Here is a 22,045-nt window from a genome sequence, read left to right as displayed (position 1 = left end):
AAAATATGCCATACATTTAAATAACATACAGCATATCTCAAACATTAACTAAACTAAAATTTAACTCTTATTATTATAACCCACTCAAACCTTCTGCAAAACTAGCATAAGCAGGCTTTCTTAAATAATCTATAGTCCACAACCCTTGCTTTTCACCAGGCAACCAATTTGTATTTTCTGGACTATCCGTTACACCCCAAACGGTAATACCGTAACGCTGATTTACTGGTATGTATTTTTCATACATATCAACCACATATTTATACATATCAGCCTGTTGTTGTAAAATTTCTTCTGATGGATCATCAACTAAAACCCGAACATCTAACTCAGATACTTTAATTAATTTACCTGTCTCTGCTAATAACTGGAACATTGTAGCTATGTTTTCTTTGTTAGAGTTGATACTTATGTGCATTTGACTTCCTATCCCGTCAACAGTCTGTCCTTGAGATTCTATATACTCTACATATTGAATAAGTCCTTTACATTTATCGAGATTATATTCCAAATTATAATCATTAATAAATAATTTATCATCAGCATTACCATATTCTCTAGCTAACCTAAAGGCTTCTACTCCATAATCTTTTCCTAAATAATCTTGCCAGTAGAATTCGTCTGACGATAATGTTTTCCCTTCTCCTGTTTTTAACTCATATGGATTTCCGTCGTCCATTGGCTCATTTACAACATCCCAAGCTTTAACATATGTTGAACAATTTGATACCATTTGTGAAATCCAACTCTCTAAAGCTTCAGCTATTATTGTTTTCTTAACCTCTGGTAATTTTTCTACAAATATTGGTTCGCTGGTTGAGCCTCCTGCTTTTCTTAAAACCACATTATCTATATAAACGGTACCTACTGTATCACCATAGCTTATAACCAAATGATTTCGTCCAGCTACTGATGGAGTTACAGCTAGTTCTACCTTACTCCATTCATTTGATAAATAAACGGTTCCAAAACCATCTGCTCCATCTTGCCATGATGTACTTTGCATTTCTGGCCTAATATTACCGTTAGCATCGGTAGATTTTACATAAAAACTTAAAATATATTCTTCTCCTGCTTCCAATTCAGAAATTGCTAAACTTGATTGAACAATCCAAAAACCATCAACCGATGATGGGTTAGTTACTGCCAATGCATAACCCGTTCCTCCAAATCCTTCTCCATCACTGGTAATTTCTCTGGTTGAATTATTACCCCAGCCTCCCCAGCCATCTATATGACCTTCTTCAAAATCTCCATTTGCTATTAAATTACTAACAGCAACTTCTCCTTCTGTATCATAAATATGGAAATTATTTACATCTACATAATAATTAACATCAGATTGATAACCTAACTGTAAGTGAGCTTTAAAAGCGTTGGATTGAAAATCACTTATTTGGAATCTAACTTCTTTCCAAGAAATATCTGTTTGAAAAGTTTCACTTTCCATACCACTTCCTGTCCAATCTAAAATTGGCTCATTATCTAATAAACCTTCAAAGGACATACGTCCTTCACCTGGTTTATCTGATTTTATATAAAAAACGACTTCATAAGTATGTCCTTCAACTACCTGTATATCGGGTGTTACTAACTCTAAATCATTTGGATTAGTTGAACCAACATTAGAGACTAATTTAATAGCCTGGGTGTTAGCAGATAAGCCCATTCCATCTTCAATAGAAATTCCTGCCCCGTTATTAGCTATACCCCAACCTTGAAAATCTCCATTATTTAAACCTGTTAAGTCTAAAGAATTTGCTACTGAAGGAGGTGTAACAACTAATGGTCCTATAATTCTATTAAGGTATCCAGCATTTTGATTAGCATGCCAACACAATGTGTGTCCATAAACCGATATATTAGCTTCATTTGAAGCCATTAAAAAATCATTTACATTTTCAAGGTCTAAAGTACCATCAGATTTTACAATGGCTCCATGCTTCATTCCGTATCCTAATGTTATTTCATCAAAATTTCTATTGACCAATCTGTAAATTACATTTCTACTAACATAATCTGATAATGAAATTCCTGCTCCTAATTTAAAACCAGGATTAGATTCCTTATCTACATAAGTTTTCAAATCAGAATAATCATCAATAACTTCTTGTAAAGCTATGCTTTCTGGCTTTTCTACTTCAAATCCTGGTCTATCTCTATCTGCACAAGAAACAAACATTGTAAAAATTGAAGCACAAGCCCATATTTTATATAGTTTCATCATTTTGTCTTTATTAAGTTTAGTCTAAAAATTATTGAATTACAGGAGAAAATGTCTCTGCGGTAACCCCTCTATTTCTCAACACCAAAGTATCTTTAGTAATGACTCGCATTTCCTCCATGTTAATTTCATAATCTAAGTATAATGCATCTCTATCTTTACTACCCCAGCTATTTTTTTCTCCATTTTTAATAAATTTCCCATTTCCTATAGCTGTAAAATCATTAGAATCAGAAGACACTGTGCAGTTTCCATCATTATCAAAACTTAAAATTAAATCGCAATTAATATTATTACCATTTTCATCTTTGAAAACAACTTGCATTCCAGATTTACTTAAAGATTGTGTATTTACATTAAAAACCTCATCATATTCAACATATTCTTCATGTCTGGTAATAACATCATCTAATAAAGTATTTCCATTATTCCCAGTAATGACATCTTGGCCTCTTCTCAAATAAATTCCATGCCACGTATTTACATATTTCACAGCATAAAAGATAAAATCCTTAGGTTGAATACTCCAATCACTACTTATTCCTCTTCTTGGATTTGCCACCAATGCTTCTCCAGATAAAATAGTATCTGCATTAATTACATTTTCCATACGTATAGGAATTACATAATTTCTTTTTGTTGCTAATGGATCTTCAAAAAAAGCATCGGTAAATTGTACCTCTACTCCTCCCATAATTTCTCCTTTAGATATAATCATTTTATCTGAGGCTAAATTATAATAAGAACTTGGTAATGGCACCATTGGCTCCTTACCAGCTTCAAAAAGCAAATCTGATACTAAGGAATTATCTACAGAAAAATCTATAGTTATATCCTTATTATTTTCATAAACACCACCTAGAGTTGCTAATATTTTTGACTTATGTTCATTATCTAATGATGTATCAAAAACATCTTCTCCTAGTGTTAAGGTTCTAACAGGATATTGATAAGCGAAATAAACTGATTGATATTCATAATCATCAAACTCCCAATCTTGATTCTCACAAGATGTTAGAGATACAAGTGTGATTATAAACATTATAAATACTGTATTTTTCATATTTTTATTTTTATTTATTGCTATTCTAATTAAAGTCTTTAACAAATTACCATCCTTTGTTTTGCTCTAAGGCATCAAATTTTAAAATTTCACTGTATGGAATAGGTCCGTAATTCATATAACCATCAAAAAGCCTACTTTCTACATTAATTGTGTTGTAATTACCTTCTTCTATTTTTACACCCTTAGCTGTTTCATTTAAATCATCCTTCCATCGTCTTAAATCCCAAAAACGGAATCCTTCAAAACACAATTCTAAGCGACGTTCATTTTTAATTAATTCTCGCATTAAAGCTTTATCATTCTTAACAGATTCTAAATACATGTCAGGTTGTGCAATACCAGCTCTTTTACGTATTACTGATACAACATCGTACGATGAAAAACCTATATTAGCAGTTCCTAGTGGTCCCCAAGCTTCGTTTGCTGCTTCTGCATAAATAAGATATAATTCTGTATACCTCATTCTTGGTTTATAATGCCTTTGTGAGGTTGTTGAAGTAGGATTTAAATTCACATCCTGTCTTAGAAGTTTCTTTAAATAATATCCTGTACGTGTTGAGGTTTCTACCTTATTCAATGCATCGTTTGTTGTTCCATCGTTATTAGTATTAATTACAGTACTATTAACCCCTGCAACATCTCCATTAACTAAAATATAGGTTTTTAAACGCGGATCTCTATTAGCATAAGGATTCGAAGAATCGTAATTACTTGCTGGATTCGATATTGGGTAGCCGTTAGCCATAGGAAAAGCATCAACCAAATTCTGCGTTGGATTTATACGACCTCTTCCATATAATGTAGGAGGAAAATTATCTGCCTCTAAATTATTACTATCTCCAATATCTGTACGCCAAATAATTTCGGCCGGATTAACTCCTGTTCCTAAATTATTCATTTCATCAACATTAGTATACCAAGTATGTCCATTATTGGCTAAACCAGTAACTCCTCCATTAAGATTTAACAATGTTCCTGAATAGCTAGCAGCATCTTCCCAAGTTGTAGAATTAGCATTACTATAAGCTGGACTAGCTGCTAGTAAAGCTGCTTGTGCCCTAACTACCATAGCGATTCTTGCTGTCATTCTTTGTCTAGCATAGAATCCAAAAACTCTATTATAATCATCTAAATTATCATAGCCTGCTGGTATTGAAGACGCATCTTCAAAATCAAGTGGCAGTAAATTTTCTGCCATAGAAACATCACTGTATAACTGCTGCATACATTGTTCAAATGTATTTCGTGGTATATTAAAATTTGAATTAGCATCTTCTGGTTCTAGTAAAATTGGAACACCTAATAAGCTTCCACTATCTACCACTCCAGAATGTGCTTGCAACATGTAATATGTAAAAAGTGCTCTTAGCCCATAAGCTTCGCCTTTTAGCCTTTGTCTAAATAATTCACTAACATCTTCATCTTTAGCCCATCTAACTTTATCTGCTTCTGATAGAAAAATATTTAAATATTGAATGGCTGCTTTTGCATTTCTCCATTGATCTAAAGGATTTAAATTAGAAGTCCACTGTCCTGTTGCTATTTTTAAATACCCATTATTATCATCGTTTGTTACGGCATCATCTGTAGCTACATCATTAAACGACCATCCGTTATTAGGAAGTCTTGTGTAACCATTAAGAAGAATTCCTTGAGCAAATTCAGCTTCCTCATACATTTCTTCTAACCCTCTATTATTTTCTATAGCTGGCTCAAAAAGATCATCACAGCTAGTAAAAATAATTATAGCCGATAAAAAAATTAATAGTTTTTTGTTCATATCATTTAATTTATACTTAATGATTTTATTTTAAAATAAAGCTTTAATACCTAAGTTATAAAACCTTGTTTGTGGAGATCCTCCAACATTCATTTCCATAATATCTCTATAACGTGAAATTGTTAATAAATTAGCTCCACTTATATATAATCCAACTTTACTCACAAATGAATTTTGGAACATCTTTTTTGGAAAATCGTATGAAATTTGAACTTTTGAAAGATCTATTCTATCTGAACTATACATCCAAAAATCTGATGATCGATAATTATTATCACTATTAAAAGTTGTCAGTCTAGGATAAGAAGCTATGTCTTTTGTTTCCTCAGTCCAACTATTACGTACCTCAATAGAATATTTATCATCTCCATCAATCCAGAAATATGAATTATTTTTCATTGAATACGCTCCTAATTGTCCTGTTGCCAAAGCAAAGAAGGTTAAGTTTTTCCACTTAGCTGTTAAGTTAACACCAAAAGTAAATGGAGCTCCACTCCAACCGGCTTTACCTAAAAACACTTCGTCTTGAGTATTAACTAGGCCGTCTCCATTTTGATCCTTATATTTAATATCACCTGGTTTTACTTGTCCAAAAGTATGGGTTGGAGAGTCTGCTATGTCTGCCTCATCAACAAAAAAGCCTTGGTTTTGTAATCCCCAAATTCCATCTAAAGGTTTGCCTTCTCTGTATTGATACTCATCTTCATACATCTCTGCTCTTTTTGATGCTTTTGTATCATAATACATTCCTGTTAATCCTAATGCAAAATCAACCTCTCCAAACTTTTTATTAAACCTTAAATCGAAGTCAAAACCTATTCTTTTGTCGTCATTATAATTCACATTGGGTATAAATGATGAATTTGGCCATCCTGTTGTAAAGTAATTTGGATATAAAATAGAAGCTTGAATTACATTCCCGCTAAGTTTACTTGTAAAAAACGAACTATTTAAAGTTATTAACTTATCGAAAAAAGACGCTTCTATACCAAAATTCAATTCTTCTTTTTTAACAAAAGTCAAATCTAAATTTTCACCTCTTCTAGAATCTGTAGTACGGTTAAGCGCCCCATCTCTCCAACTGTACCAAGCTCCATCTGTTTGAGTATATATACTTTCATACAAATAGTAATCGTTAATATCTAGGTCTGAGTGTAAAATACCGGCAGAAAAGGTAAGTTTTAAATTATCTACCGCTTTACTGTTTTTCATGAAATTCTCTTCACTTGGCCTCCATCCAAAAGCTACTGATGGTGAAGTTGCATTGCGTTCTCCTTTAGCAAATTTTGCAGAATGTACAATAGCCTCCTTAAAATCTGCATAAAATTTATCGGCATAATTATATCCAAACTGTAAACCTAGATTAGCATTACTAACTCTATGATATACTTCTGAATATGATTGTTGATATCCATTAGCTAAAAGAGTGGCATTAATTTTATTTTTTTCATCAAACTTTTTAGCATAATCAAATTGTCCAGAAAAACTAATAGTTTGATTATATGCACTATTGCTTATATTCTGCACACCTGATTTAGAATCCTCTCCATATTTAGTTAACCCTGTAATTTGGTCAAATCCAGCATAAGTATTCCATTGAGCTTCGTAAACGGCATAGTTATTATTGTAAGACTGATTATATGAAGTCTCATAATCTACTCCAAACATACTTTTAAAACTTAACCCTTCTAACACCCCTGAAAGGTTTGCATTAATTCCAGTATTAAATTGAAATTGACGGTTAGTATATGTATTATAGCCCCCAGCATAAATAGCCGCAAATGGATTTGTTTGATCTAATTGTGTTCCTCCTAATAAGTATTTACCATTTATAATATAATTACTGTTGTTAATCAAGGTTTGTGATGCTATATCACCTTCTTCAATTAAATCTAAAGGGATTAATGGAGTGAACCTGTAAGGTCTCAAAGTAGAAGCATTACTCCAATAGTTTGTATTTACCCCTCTTCCATTATAATAAATAGCATTAGCTCCTATATTTGCCGATAAAACATCCTTAATAATATCAAAATCAATATTACCTCTTACATTAAATCGTTCTGTTTTATTATTAGTAGCTTCTCCAAAATCTAATAAATCGCCTGAAGTTGAAAAATTCACGGTTGTATAATACCTAGCTACATCACTACCTCCAGTAATTTCCATATTAGCATCATATCTAGAATAAAAATCACTTACATAATCTTTTGAATAATAATCTACATCGGCATATCTATATGGACTTTCCCCAGATGCATAATTATATATAGTTTCATAAGAATATAAATCTTCTAAACCATCATTTTGTCTAGCTTGATTGTAGAAATTCATATATTCTGCCGACCCTAAATATTTAGGAAAACGTTTAGGAGTTAATATTCCTGCATCAACTCTTACTTTTATTTCTTGCTTTTTATTTTCCCCTTTTTTAGTAGTAATATAAATTACACCTTTTGCTGCACGACTTCCGTATAATGTAACTGCCGAAACACCTTTAAGAAAAGTTACTTGGTCTATTTCGGTAGGTAAAACGGTATTAGCATTACGCGGTACTCCATCAACTAATACTAAAGCTCCGCCAGAGCCCCAAATATTCCCATTATATCCTCCCACAAAGGCTTGCAAGCCTTCTAAACTATAAGTGGTATAATTTTTTTCCATTATTTCTTGAAGGTTTACAAATGAAACACCTCCAATTAAATCATTTTCTTTTACCTTTTGAAAAGCTACTTGAACCTGACTTTGAACATCAACAGAATTTAAATTTATTTGATTTAATTCTGAACTAACTTTAACTACTTTTTGTTGGTAGCCAATAGCACTTACTACTAAATCAGTATTTTTTGGTGCTGTTATAAAGAACTTACCATCTGAATCGGTTGTTGTAGAAATGTTTCTATCATTTTCAATAACAAGCAATGCTTCTTGAAGAGGTTTCCCCATAGCTCCTATTACGACACCTTCAATATCTATCAAATTATTTTCTTGTGCAGTTAACAGTAACGGACAGAAAGTAATAAGTACAAAACATAGAACTATTTTTAGTTGTATATATTTCATTATTTTCTATTTTGTATTATATTATTTAACATTATCAAATTGACTACCAACCAGGATTCTGAGGAAATTCTAGGTACATATTAACATCTACATTTTTTAAAGGCAACCAATAGTGCTTATCGCTAAAATTTCGTTCTAGAATAATTTCTTCTTGAATGTTTGCTACTCTATTTAATGTTGGATCTTCAGTATTAAATTCCCCAACACGATCAAACTCAATAGATTTTTTAAGAGTATATGGGCTCTTTGTTAATAGTAACCAACGACGTAAATCATTAAAGCGATGACGCTCAAATGCTAATTCAACAGCTCGTTCTCTTCTTAACTCGTCCATAAATACATCTATAGACCCCAGAAACTTATTAGCAACATGACCTACTCCGGCTCTATCTCTTACTACATTTATGGCATCTACAGCTGTTCTACTATAACTTATTGCCTTACCCGTAGGTGAATTACTAGCTTGTGCAGCAGCTTCCGCATACATTATATATACATCTGCTAAACGCATCCATGGAAGGTGTATATTTAGGTTTGCCCCCCAATCGTAACCTAAATCATACTTATTAGCTGTAATTGGAATAAACTTATATAGTAAATATCCTGTTCTGCTTCCTGTACTAATATTTCGATAACTACCTCCTGTATAAAGATTAGCATAACGATCTTGAGAGACCGTGCTTGGCATAGAGCCTTGAACGCATTTCACACCATCATAAACGATATCATTATAAAATCTTGGATCTCTACCTTTCCAAGGATAAGCTGGGTCATAGCCAGATTCTGGGTCTGCCATAGTTATATCCTTAATAGGCAATCCATTTTCCATCCCATAATAATCTACATAGTTGGCTGTTGGTAAAAATTTCACATCGCCATCTGCTATTACAGGTGCAGGTTGAAATTGTTTACTGGTTCCCCAATTTGAACCATTAGCTCCCCAATATGGACCTCTAAAAATAGCTTCTGTTCCTCCTGGCATTTGCCAGTTTGAACCTGTAGTAAAGAAATTGTTGCTATATTCTGAAAAAGGCAACAATGCATATTGAGATTCTGGGCTTTCTGCTATGGTTAATAATTCTCCAAAAGCTTCTGCCGATTTTTTACAATAATTAGAATTATAGCTTTCGCTTCCAGTAGATTCCTTATTCATTAAAGGACTACCTGCCCATAAATAATTTTTACCTAAGTAACCTAAGGCCATTATTTTATTAATACGTAACGCATTCTTACCCAATGTTCTCTTTCCTGCTGTTGTTTTATCCCAGTTTATAGGTAATAAATCTGCTGCTAGTCTTAAATCTTGACCTATTTTATCGGCACATTCATGATAACTAAGTCTAGGTAATCTCAAAGGCTCATCACTAGGTAACACAGTATCTATGTATGGTAATCCACCAAAATACTGTATAAACTGAAAATGAAACCAAGCTCTAAAGAATAGTAGTTGACCTTTTATTAAGTCTCTCTCCTCCTGTGTAGCTTCAGTTAAGTTATCAAGATTCTCAAGTCCGATGTTTGCTTTACGAATACCATACCATCCGTTTTTCCATAAATCTTTACTGAAGCGATCGTTAGAGGTATTTGCATTTGAAGCATTCATCCATCCAGCTCCCCAACCATCGTGTTCGTCTTGCCAGCCCCAGAAATCTCCATTATCTATCTTAACACCAAAATGGAAATCACGTGCTGTAGATTGTATCTCATCTTCTCCCCAGTTCCAAGAATTTGTCCAATATCGATTAGTAAAATCAGGGATACATTGATATAACTCTTCTGTAAATCCTTGAAAATTTGTAAAGTTTTTAAAAGCTTCATCAGCTGAAATATTAGTGTCTGGATCTTTATCAAGGTAATCTTCACATGATGTTGAAGTAATAAACAGACATACAACCAGACTGTACTTTAATATAGTTTTGATATATATTTTCATAATAATAAGCATTTAAAATGTTATGTTAACACCTAAGTTAAATCGACGAGCTGTTGGATATGCCCCTTGGGAGGCCCAACCTGTACCTGCAAAGTTAGCTTCCCTGTCATCTGGCATATCTGTCCATAAAAACAGGTTGTTACCGTTTAAATAAAATTTAAGATCATTAACTCCCAATGATTTAACCCAACTTGAACTAGATTTAAAAGTATAGGCTATTTCTGCATTTTTCAATCTAACATAAGATCCATCATAGAAAAAACGATCTGCACTGGTGTAAGATCCATTGGGTGTAGACAACCATCTAGGAACAGGAACTGCTCCATTTATATTGTTTTTGGACCAATAACTATCTACTTCGTAAACCACGTGATTTTGAGAAGACAAACTATTAAGAACAACCTGACGAGATACATTATTTACACCATAAAACTGAACAAACGCACTAAAACCTTTCCAGTTAAATCCTATAGTAGTGTTAAATGTGTTTTGAGGTCTACCCGAATAGCCATAAGGAATATTATCATAGGTGTCTAAAATTCCGTCACCATTAAAATCTAAAACAGTATAATTACCTGGAAGTTTTTGATTATCGTTTGTATTGTGCATTGTAGTCGCATACAATTCATCCCAAGTATTATAATATCCATTAGATACATATGTATAAGCCTGACCTATTTGTTTACCTTCTTGCTTTTGATAATCTGGCAATAATCCTGGATCATCAGCAAAAAGAACTTTATTTTTAGCATGGGTTATATTAAAATTAGACCAAAGATTTAATCCATTAGCAAACGTATGGTTTAATTTTATTTCAAACTCAAATCCTTGATTTCTAACTCTACCAAGATTAGCCACTGGCGCCTGAGTACCATAATAACTTGGAATAGCTCTTCTATCTCCTGATATCAAAATATCACTACGATCCTCTTTAAAATAATCGAAAGTACCAGTTATAAATCTTTTAAATAATTCAAAATCTACACCTACATTTGTCTTTTTTACTTTTTCCCAATGAACCTCTGGATTTCCAACAGCAGTTTCTCTATACCAAGAATATGGACTTGATTCAGCAGTTTCTCCTGTGGTTCCCATAGTTGAATTACCTCCATAGCCCCATTGTGTTAAATATAAAAATCTACCAAATATATTATCATCTCCAATTTCTCCATACGAACCACGTAGTTTAAGCATATCAATAAATGAAAGGGATTCCATAAACTTTTCTTTTGACATTACCCAACCTAAACCTCCTGAAGAGAAAAACGCAAAACGATTATCTGCACTAAATTTTTCAGAACCATTATATGCACCATTATATTCCAACAAATATTTATCAGCATAGCCATAAGTTGTTCTAAAAACCCAATCTTCTCTATAATTAGGAATTTGACTTCCTGTTGCAAATTCATTGCGATTTACATTTCCCATAGCTGTAATGTTATGTTTATCTATCTTTAGATTATAATCTAATTGTAATTGATAAAATAACCTTCTGTACGAAGCCCAATCTTGAACATTACCTCCTGTTGTAGACCATTTAACACCTTCTTGAAAATCAAATCTATTGTTTGAATCGAAAGCTTGCTTATAAGTGGGTAATCCTGTCACGGGATCTATCCATTTCTGTTGAATATCATTATATAAATCATTTACACCTCTGTCTCCTTCAGAAAACGTATTATCTAAAGCTAGAACCCCTTTAAAGTTAAGTCCGTCCACCAACATTTCTAAACTTTGATCTAGAGTAAAATCTGTAGTAAGTTTAGTAGTTGTTCTATACTGAATACCACTAATAGCTAAATTTCTAACTGAATTTGAAGCTTTTCCTTCATTTGGAGCATAGTACCCCCAAGCACCATCAGAATACCTTGGTAAAAAAACATCTGCTGCCGTTGAATAAGCAGCGTCCCACATCGTATATTCCGAACCACTTGCACCCCATGGATTTTTTCTAACACCATGAGATCCCGATAAATTAACTCTTAATTTAGTTGTAGGCGTTATAACAAAATCTAGGTTAGACCTTACATTTAATCTATTAAAACCGTAACCTGGATCATAGCCTCTGCCATTATCATAATCTTTGAACAAATCCCCTTCGCGAAGAAAGTCAACAGCTGCAAAATATTTTACAGCTTCAGTTCCTCCGCTTACATTTAGACTAGCATTATAAGACATGGTATAATCTTTAAACAAAATATCTGCCCAATCTACATTAGGATACCTTTCAGCTTCTTCTAAGTTTGCTGGATTTCTATATTTATTTATAATGTCAAAAGGAAGGTAATCATTCCAACTTTCTGGACTTAGAGATAATTCATTTTCAATTGCATCATTCTTAACTAACAATGCGTCAAATGCATCATATTTCCCGGGTAATTTTGAAGGAACTTTTATAGTACTATTTACTCTTGCTCTAATAGTTGCTCTACCTATCTTTCCGCGTTTTGTAGTAATCAATATTACGCCATTAGCTCCCCTTACACCATATACAGACGTTGCTGAAGCATCTTTTAAAACCGTTACAGATTCAACCTCGCTAATAGCGACACTATTCATAGATCTTTCTACTCCATCCACTAAAATTAATGGAGAAGATCCATTCCAAGTGCTTTGTCCACGAATAAAAATTTGAGGATCTTCTTCTCCCGGCATACCAGTACTGGCAGTTGTAATAACCCCAGGCGTATTTCCTGTTAATGCAGCTCCTATACTAGAAACTCCTCCGGCTTGCTCTAATGTTTCTCCTTTAACCTGAGCAATAGCAGCTACTACACTAACTTTTTTCTGTTTTCCATACCCAACAACTACAACTTCATCAAGTGAAGTTTCATCTGGGCTCATAACAACATTAATTTCTGTTAGACCCGCTACACTTCTCTCTATTGTTTTATATCCTATATAACTAAAGATTAAAACAGCATCTGAACTGGGTAATTGTATTGAATATTCTCCATCAAAATCAGTTACAGTACCAATTTTCGGATATCCCTTAACTAATATATTTACTCCAGGAAGTAACATATTATCATCTAGAGAAGTAATCGTTCCTTTTACTATTATTTGTTGATTTGGTTGTTTATTGGTGGTAGACAAATTGGGTGAAAATCCAGTCGTTTCACTTCCAAACGCAATTCCCGAAAACAAAAGTTGAAACAAAACTCCCAATACCACAAACTTGTATTTTCGTGGAATTTTAAATAATTGTATTTTCATATTATTATTTTGATATTTTTATTTATTACAAGCTTTAGAACTCAAGTATGATTCAAAGACTTTTATAGAATACTTTGTCATACTTTATAGCTTTGATTATAAAATCTTATATACAGTTTTACCAGATTATTTAAGATTAAGAGCATCTTAACATTTAATCCATTTTCTTATACAATTTGAAATAACATTGGTATATAAATTCTTGCTTAAATACAACCCTGTGATTCAAATAGGATAAAAATAAAATTCATATCACCCGGATTGGTGAAAAACATCTTTAGAAAATAGTTTTTTTCTCATAAGCTTTTGGTTTAGTTGGTTTCGTACTTTACGTATAGTACTTGGTTATTATTTAGTTTTAATTTTAAATGCTATTATGATTTATAAATATTTAAACAACCGGTTGCTTAATTAAATCATAATACAGCAAATATGAAGACATCTTGTTATTAAAACTTTAAATAATTGATCATTTTCTTTAAACTTTTGGACATTCAAGGCAATTAAACAATATATTACATTGTTTATAGGACTTAATTAATTACAATCAACCCTGTTGATGGATTTATCGATAGAGTATCAATTTTTTGTAGTATTATGTATTAATTACATACTACAAAATTGAATATCGAATAAGAAAAAATCTTATTTTTGATATTTAAGTCTGTTTTTAATTGCAAAGTTTTATATGTTGTGATATAAAAACCTTGAATTAATGAATAAAAAAATCTCAGATTAAATTTTAACCTGAGATTTTAAAACTTGCACAGTTTATAAGATACTGACAACTAACAATTCCTCTATTATTAGTTCAAAAATTGTGACTATGAAATTTATCAAAAATTATTATAAACAAACTCGATGTAATGAAATCTGATATCCAGGTATTTAAATAGTTGATAAATAAAAACGATATCGTTACAAAATCCTTGATTCAGGTTGATAAACATCCCTATACTTTTTAATTGTTTAACCGTGTAATCGTTGAATCGTGTATCACAAACTTCATCGATACATCAAGCTCTAAACTTTTAACTTAACTCTGAACTCTGAACTTTGTCCTTCTAACATCTAACTTCGTTAAAATTTATACTCAGGTTATAAAGAATTGAATTTATATCATCATTTTCTCTGTAAAAAGCAATATATAATAGAAATTTAAAGTATTCTTAACTTCTTTTATCATTTATATTGTAAAACTACAATCCATAAAAAATGCAATCTTGGGAATAAAGACTAGATTAGATTTAACCTCCGAAAGCTTTATTATAGCAGACATAAAAAGGTTGATAAGCAGATTGTGAGTATATCAAAATTCTTGTAGTTAAAGTTTGTTTACAAAGAAAAATGAGTATTATATTTTTTTTGATAAATATTCAGATGGTGCTTTTCCATATATATCTTTAAAACAGGTGGTAAAATAGGAAGCGGAATTAAAACCTGTTAAAAAAGCAACTTCTGCAAGTGTATATTTTTGCGTATCCATTAATTTTAATGATTGTTTAACTCTAACCATCTTAATGAAATTCACAACTGTTTTACCTGTAAGTGCTTTTATTTTCCGATAGACCTGCACACGACTCAAGTTAAAACTATCTGCAATTGAATTTACTGAAAGTTGAGAGTTTTGCATATTATCTATAATATAATCTATTGTCTTTTGTAGAAACGCTTGATCTATTTTATTTTGTGCTACTTTGTTTGGTAGTAAATGTACATCTTGGCTAAACTGCGTATACAGTTTTTGACGTGACTCAATAATTTGATTCACCTGTGCCTTTAAAAAACGAATACTAAAAGGCTTAGTTATATATACATCTGCTCCTTTCTCTATTCCTTTAATTTTGTCTTCTACTGTCGTTCTTGCTGTTAGAAGAATAAAAGGAATATGGCTAGTTTTAAGGTTTGTTTTTATTTCATGGCAAAACTCTGTTCCTGTTTTAATTGGCATTAATATATCACTAATAATTAGGTCTGGAATCATATTCATTGCTACTTCTAACCCTTCTTGCCCATCTTTAGCTTCTAAAATATTAAACTGCTGACAAAATTCTAACACCATGTATTTTCTCAATTCATCATTATCTTCTACTATGAGTATTACTTGTTTATCACTAGCATCCCCTTCCTCCCAATCATCATCAATTTTAATTTCTTTATTATTTAACACTGGTAAATCTATAAACCCAGGTGTTTCAAAAATATTATCTTCTGAATATACTTGCCGATCGATAGGTATTAAAATTGTAAATATGGTTTCATCGTTAGGTTTGCTTTCTACTTTAATGCTTCCTTTATGTAATTCAACAAGTCCTTTTGTTAGTGAAAGTCCAATACCTGTTCCTGGATTAGTTATCATCAATGCTGATTTTGCTTGATAAAATTTATCAAAAATAAAAGGTAATTCTTTTTTAGAAATTCCTAGACCATTGTCTATAATGATAAGTTCTAAATAGCGTACTATATCTCGTTTATCTTCATATTCAAGTGATTTAGTATTTATCATGACATTAATCTTACCATTATCGGTAGTAAACTTAAAGGCATTAGAGAGAATGTTAACTACTATTTTTTCAAGTTTATCACAATCAAACCATCCATTAAGTGGGTCGATCATGGCATGAACCTTAAAGTGAATACTTTTTTTTAAAGCTAAGTCATTAAAAATATTGGCAATTCCTGTAATAAATGTTACCAATTCCCCATGTCTTATTTGCAACTTTAATTTGCCGCCCTCTAATTTATTAAAGTCCATAAGTTCATCAACTAAACGCATCATTTTATTAGAACTTACTTGAATAGTATCTATTCTTTCTTTCACATTTTCTGGTAAATCATCCATTGCGCTTAAATTTTCTAAAGGCATTGAAATAAGGCTTAATGGTGTACGGAATTCATGAGAAATATTAGTAAAAAACTGAGTTTTTGACTTATTTAGTTTATGCTCGCGTTCGCGTGACAATCGTTCCATTAACAACTGATTTTTTATTTTAATACGCTCTAAACGTATTCTAATTAGAAAAAAAACGAACGTAGATAAAAGTATAATGTATATAAGAATTGCCCACCATGTCTTCCATAGTAATGGCAGGATAGTAATCTCTAATAGTTTTGGTGCGTCATCCCATACTTCTCCTCGATAAAACACTTTAACTAAAAACTTATAATTTCCTGGATCAATATTTGTGTACGTTGCACTATTTTTGGAACCAATGCAATTCCAATTTTCATCAAATCCTTCCAGCATATAACAATATTCGTAACCAGACGATTGCTCATAATTAACTCCTACAAAATCGATCGTAAAAGATCTCTGATTATACTTTAGTTTTATATTAGAGGTAAGACTAATATGTTTTTTTAATGGGGAATTAGGTTTATCTATACCTACTGATTGATTGTTAATTTTTAAATCTGTTAAATATATTAACGGTTTTATAAAGTTGTTTTGTATGCTATCGGGGTAGAATGCATTAAATCCTTTATTACTACCAAAAAATAATTTTCCTGTACTACTGATTAGACTTGAATTATTTGAGAAATTATTTGAGACTAACCCATCAGATGTATTGTAATTTGTTATTGTATTGGTATGACTATTAAACTTATATAACCCAGTGTTTCCACTAGTCCATATATTACCAATGGAGTCCAATAATATTGTTCTAATAGTGTTATTTGTTAGGCCTTTAATTTTTTTAAAGGTCACAAAACCTTGATTATTTTTCTGTTTTATACTTAAACCATTATCTGCTGTTCCAATCCATAAATTATTGTTTCTATCTTCATAAATACTTTGTATGCTATTACTATTAAGCTTACCTTTTTCTGTATCTCGAATATAAAATTGAAACTTAAACACCCCTTCTTCATTACTTTCAATTTCATATAAACCATACAAAGTTCCTACCCATAATTTACCATTAAAATCCTCTATAATAGAACTAATATAGGATGTTTTTAAAATACTATTAATTTGATCTTCCTCATAAAGAAGTGAAAAATCTCTCTGATTTTGTTCTAAATAGAAAAGGCCACTACCACTAGTCCCGGACCATATCGTTCCACTTTTATCTTCATACAAAGAGGACACTTTGTTATCGCCAAAACCATTGGACTCCAATGGGTAATTTTTAAAAGTATTTGTATCAAACTCTATTTTAATTACACCGTCTCCTTCTGTACCTACCCAAAGATTACCGTAACGATCAAATATTAGTGCTGTAATGTATTTTGTAGATAATCGATTATTGATATCATCACACCTCTTTAGATTGTTTGTTTTGTAGTCTAATTTAATAAGTCCAATACCATCACAAGCGATCCATATGTTTTTACTTTGATCTTCTGCAAACGCTCTTATTTCCTTTCCTTTCAGTTCACTTTGTTTATAATCTCCCCAATTATAAGAATCAAATTTTCCAATATTATTATCTACTAAGTATACTCCTTTGTTAAACGTTCCAATCCAAATTAATCCAGTATCATCAATATAGATTGATCTAATAGAAGATGTTGGTAGGTTTTTAGGATTCTGATCTACTTTGCTAAAATAAGTAAACTTATTTTTTTTTGTATCTATATAATTTACCCCTGAATTTATTCCTCCTACCCACAAATTATCTTTATCATCATTACATAACGTATAAATATTACTACACTCTTTTCTGTTAAGGGAATCTCTAAAAATAATTCGCTCTATAGTATACTGTTTATCAAATGATATTTTAATCAGTTCATTTTTTAACGTTGAAAACCATATATTTCCAGCCTTATCTTTAATCAATTGGGAAACTTCTTCAATAGGCAAATTTCCCTTTTCAAATGTTAATGTAGCTGGAGTTAAATTATCTGTGTTAAAAACTTGTACTCCTCCTTTTGTTCCACACCACATTAAACCATCTGCATATAAGAAGCTAACAATATAATCGGTTGTATTTAAACTACTGTGCGTATCTATACCACTTATATAATCATATTCATATGTAGTTGTGTTATAGATATTTATACCACCTCCATGTGTACCAACCCAAAGATTATCTTCTTTATCAAATGCCAACGCTGTAACAAAAACATTATTGAGAATGCCTTTATTACCTGGAATATCCTTTATATTTATAAAATTATCTTTTTCTCTATTGTAATAACAAAGCCCTTCTGCAGTACCTATCCATAACTTTTGTTGTGAGTCTTCAATAATTACATTTATAACATTACTAATGATACTATTTTTGTCTTCTGGGTTATAGACATAGTGGTATGAATTAACACCATCGTAGCGTATTAAGCCATCCTCTGTTCCAAACCACATATATCCTTTATTATCTTTAAAAAAACATTTAGTTGATGTATTTGATAATACTTCAGGCTCTACCGGTACAAATGTCGTGTATTGATATTGTGCATATGATTCAAAAAACACAGATACCATCACTAGTATTAATATACACAGCTTTCTTTCTAAAATTGAAATCATAAAGTTAATTTTTTAACTTGTCATAATTATATTCTATTACAAACTCGAAGTTTCTATATTATCGAAACAGTAAATCAATATTTACTTATTGGTTTAAGTTATATATCGAAGAATAATAAATAGTTACCCTCTTTTATCTTATAGATAATTATAGTAAGATACTACTTTTTTAATTGTTTTTTGGTAATTCCAAAAGACTATAAAATGCTTTTTTAGGTTTTAACTCTCTATCAAAAAGTAACGGATAATTTGTTCTTCCTTTTATTGGAAAATTATTAAGCCATGTTTGCTTATCACTTATACCCCAAAATGTAACTCGACTAATTTTGTCTTGATGCTTTAAAAACAACTTAAAAATATCATTATAACGATCCGCTAGTTTTGTTTGAATAGAATCTGGTAATGTTTTTGGATACGGATTCATTAATTTATTATTTTCAAATCTTTGACTAATTTCAGCTCCTACGAGACCCCAAGGGTTTGGCAAAACACTAATATCTAATTCTGTAATAGCTATTTTTACGCCCAAAGCTGCGTAATCTAAAATACTTTGTTCAATAACTTCAATTGAAGGTGTATCAATATGCCAATGTCCCTGCATTCCTACACCATCAATTTTAACTCCCTGCTCTTTAATATGTTTAATCATAGAAATCGCACCTTGTCTTTTCTTTAAATCTGTCATATTATAATCGTTATAATATAAATCTAAATTTGGGTCAGCTTCAGATGCCCATTTAAAAGCTAATGTTAAATACTCTTTTCCCATAGTATTTAAAAACACAGATTTTCTTAGAGTTCCATCTTCATTCAAAGCTTCATTAACTACATCCCATGAATGAATTCTACCTTTATATTTCTCTATAATAGTTTTTATGTGACTCTCCATAGCAACAGCCATTTCTAAACTATCTTTTTTTAATTTAAACCATGGTGCTAATTGACTATGCCAAATTAAAGTATGTCCATGAATAAACATATTGTTCTTTTCTCCAAATGCAACATATTTGTCTGACAAATCAAAATTAAAAGTATCCTCTTTAGGATGTAAAAACATTGACTTCATGATGTTTTCTGCCGTAATACTATTAAATTCTTTTGATATTAAAGACGATTCTAACGAATTATTATCTTCAATTTGTCTTTGATTAATAGCTGTTCCAATATAAAATTTATCTTTATAAGATTTTTTTAAAGAAAGCTCTTTTGTATTAATTGAATTATAATTTTTACAACTTATTAATACTGCTAATGACATTACTATTAGTAATGATTGTTTTATAATTTTCATTCTTGTATTTATTAATTTATATTAAAATCTTACCTAGTAAATAAAGCTATTCTCTATTTAATAAAAAGACATTCTTATTTAAATAAAAGCTGTGCGAATTCAAACAAATCATGTCTCCATACAGGCCAAGCATGACCTCCGGGATATTCACTATATTTATAATGAATATCCATATCATCAAATTTTTTCATCATAATTTCACAATTATCATGGGCAATATCTTCATTACCACCCATAGAAATCCAAAATTCCTTTAAGTTTGAATTGATATCAGACACATTGTTTTCCATAAATTCATATTGAGGATCGGATAATTCGGTATTATTTGCCCACCAACCTGAACTAAATACACCCAAATAAGCAAACATATTGGTGTTTTTAATTCCAGCATAAAGCGTTTGTAAACCTCCCATAGAAAGACCTGCTAACGCTCTGTTTTTAGCATCTGTTTTTACTTTATAATTGCTTTCAATAAATGGAATGGCACCTCTTTTTAGTTCATTTTCAAAGGCTTTTAAAGAGTTCTCTCCAAATCCCGCCATGCCGCTGCCAACATTTCCATCTAACATAGCAATTACCATAGGCACAGCTTTTCCTTTAGCAATTAAATTGTCTAAAATAATATTGGTTTTGCCTTGTGTTGCCCATCCTCGTTGATCTTCGCCACCACCATGTAATAAATATAAAACAGGATACTTTTCAGTAAAATTATCATATCCTGGTGGGGTGTAAACGTACATTTCTCTCCAAGAATTCGTTCCTCTTGAAAAATATTTTTTAATGCGAATGTCTCCGCTAGGAACATTTTTAAGAGCATAAAAGTCGCCATCTTTATGAGGTATTTCAATACCGCTAGCCATACGGCTCATACCGTAAAAAGTTTCGCTAGCTGGGTCCGCTACCGCAACGCCATCAATAACTAAAGAATAGTAATTGAAACCAGGGTTAACAACATCGGTAGTTACATTCCAGAAACCTTCAATATCTTTAACCATATCATACCTTTTACCTAAATCTATCTGAACTTTTTGGGCATCTGGTGCTTTTACTTTAAAAACGACTCTATTATCAGGTAAAACTTGAGGATATTCAGCATTACGGATATTGGTTTCTGGTTTAGTTCCTAAAACGGTGTATTTAGTAAATGAAGTTTGATCTACTGGTTTGAATAAAAATTGGGAAAACATATAAAGTCCATTTTTCCAAACTTTAAAATCGTGTACTCCAGGCTCTATATAATAAATGTGAGGTACATTGTTTTGGAATAAATAATCATGAGTTCTCTTACTGAATGATATAAGACCATCGCTATCTCCACAAGAAATCCATAATACTTTCAGTTTTTTCTTAGTCTCTTCTGGATTTGGTACCAATTCTTGAGGTTGCTTGGTGTTTGGTGCAGATGAAAATCCTCCCACATAAGAAAACATATCTAAATTACCCAAGCCAAAATTTAATGATTGACCACCACCCATTGATAAACCTGCAATGGCACGATGTTCTCTATCGGTAAGAACTGGATATTTTTTCTCAATAAAAGGAATCAAATCATCTAACAAGTCTCTTTCAAAAGTGGCAAATGCTTTTACTTTATCAGGTGCCATGATGTTGCCTTTATTACTATCCTCTTTCATAGCCCTGCCGTTTGGCATCACCACAATCATAGGTTCTATTTTCCCCTCAGCATATAAATTATCTAATATAATTTGTGGTGTTCCTCCTTTTAGCCATTCATTTTCATCACCACCAATACCATGTAAAAGGTATAAAACAGGATATTTTTTGTTTTTGGTGTATCCTGGAGGAGTATAAACTAATGCATTTCTAGTTGTTCCTACAGTTGTAGATTTATATTTAATGTAACTTAGTTTGCCTTTAGGAATACTAGGATTTACGACATCAAATCCTTTTGGCGCTTCTTTTTCAATACTTTGTGCCAATAGCGAGGTGCTAACAACAATCAAGATAATAACTGATAAGATAATTTTTTTCATTT

9 protein-coding genes are annotated in these 22,045 nt (G+C 31.5%); all 9 read right to left on the bottom strand.

All coding sequences use genetic code 11. From position 1 onward, the window contains the following. Positions 1-73: 73 nt before the first annotated feature. Entirely contained in the window at positions 74-2,227 is a 2,154-nt protein-coding gene (locus ACGLWY_RS16065) for an endo-1,4-beta-xylanase (RefSeq protein WP_396620688.1), read from the bottom strand. A gap of 28 nt (positions 2,228-2,255) precedes the next feature. After that, positions 2,256-3,287: a DUF5627 domain-containing protein gene (locus tag ACGLWY_RS16060; RefSeq protein ID WP_396620687.1), complete on the bottom strand. Its 1,032-nt coding sequence runs from the start codon at positions 3,285-3,287 to the stop codon at positions 2,256-2,258. Positions 3,288-3,333: 46 nt separating this feature from the next. Beyond that, positions 3,334-5,070 (bottom strand): RagB/SusD family nutrient uptake outer membrane protein, encoded by a 1,737-nt coding sequence (locus ACGLWY_RS16055; RefSeq protein ID WP_396620686.1) that lies wholly within the window; start codon positions 5,068-5,070, stop codon positions 3,334-3,336. Positions 5,071-5,100: 30 nt separating this feature from the next. Next, a complete protein-coding gene (locus ACGLWY_RS16050) occupies positions 5,101-8,130 on the bottom strand; it encodes a SusC/RagA family TonB-linked outer membrane protein (RefSeq protein ID WP_396620685.1) in 3,030 nt (1,009 codons plus the stop codon). 43 nt (positions 8,131-8,173) lie between these two features. Further along, the gene (locus ACGLWY_RS16045; protein ID WP_396620684.1) at positions 8,174-10,063 is read right to left on the bottom strand and encodes a RagB/SusD family nutrient uptake outer membrane protein; all 1,890 of its coding nucleotides are present in this window, start codon (positions 10,061-10,063) and stop codon (positions 8,174-8,176) included. 12 nt (positions 10,064-10,075) lie between these two features. Beyond that, a complete protein-coding gene (locus ACGLWY_RS16040) occupies positions 10,076-13,282 on the bottom strand; it encodes a SusC/RagA family TonB-linked outer membrane protein (protein WP_396620683.1) in 3,207 nt (1,068 codons plus the stop codon). A gap of 1,354 nt (positions 13,283-14,636) precedes the next feature. Then, the gene (locus ACGLWY_RS16035; protein WP_396620682.1) at positions 14,637-18,758 is read right to left on the bottom strand and encodes a two-component regulator propeller domain-containing protein; all 4,122 of its coding nucleotides are present in this window, start codon (positions 18,756-18,758) and stop codon (positions 14,637-14,639) included. Between the two features lie 169 nt (positions 18,759-18,927). Continuing rightward, positions 18,928-20,049 carry an endo-1,4-beta-xylanase gene (locus ACGLWY_RS16030; protein WP_396620681.1) on the bottom strand — a complete coding sequence of 374 codons (1,122 nt, stop codon included), beginning with the start codon at positions 20,047-20,049 and terminating at the stop codon, positions 18,928-18,930. Positions 20,050-20,123: 74 nt separating this feature from the next. Then, entirely contained in the window at positions 20,124-22,043 is a 1,920-nt protein-coding gene (locus ACGLWY_RS16025; protein ID WP_396620680.1) for an alpha/beta hydrolase-fold protein, read from the bottom strand. Between the last annotated feature and the right edge of the window lie 2 nt (positions 22,044-22,045).

Origin of the sequence: Mariniflexile sp. HMF6888, from assembly GCF_044335535.1 — a bacterium.
In the GTDB taxonomy this organism is placed as follows: domain Bacteria; phylum Bacteroidota; class Bacteroidia; order Flavobacteriales; family Flavobacteriaceae; genus Mariniflexile.
The sequence above is the reverse complement of the archived record's forward strand: the minus strand, read 5'-3'. Positions and strand labels throughout refer to the sequence as shown.

Bases quoted from the DNA above. Each gene is read 5' to 3' on its own strand.
- ACGLWY_RS16065 (WP_396620688.1), bottom strand. From the start codon at position 2,227: ATGATGAAACTATATAAAATATGGGCTTGTGCTTCAATTTTTACAATG.
- ACGLWY_RS16050 (WP_396620685.1), bottom strand. From the start codon at position 8,130: ATGAAATATATACAACTAAAAATAGTTCTATGTTTTGTACTTATTACT.
- ACGLWY_RS16030 (WP_396620681.1), bottom strand. From the start codon at position 20,049: ATGAAAATTATAAAACAATCATTACTAATAGTAATGTCATTAGCAGTA.
- ACGLWY_RS16035 (WP_396620682.1), bottom strand. From the start codon at position 18,758: ATGATTTCAATTTTAGAAAGAAAGCTGTGTATATTAATACTAGTGATG.
- ACGLWY_RS16025 (WP_396620680.1), bottom strand. From the start codon at position 22,043: ATGAAAAAAATTATCTTATCAGTTATTATCTTGATTGTTGTTAGCACC.
- ACGLWY_RS16045 (WP_396620684.1), bottom strand. From the start codon at position 10,063: ATGAAAATATATATCAAAACTATATTAAAGTACAGTCTGGTTGTATGT.
- ACGLWY_RS16040 (WP_396620683.1), bottom strand. From the start codon at position 13,282: ATGAAAATACAATTATTTAAAATTCCACGAAAATACAAGTTTGTGGTA.
- ACGLWY_RS16055 (WP_396620686.1), bottom strand. From the start codon at position 5,070: ATGAACAAAAAACTATTAATTTTTTTATCGGCTATAATTATTTTTACT.
- ACGLWY_RS16060 (WP_396620687.1), bottom strand. From the start codon at position 3,287: ATGAAAAATACAGTATTTATAATGTTTATAATCACACTTGTATCTCTA.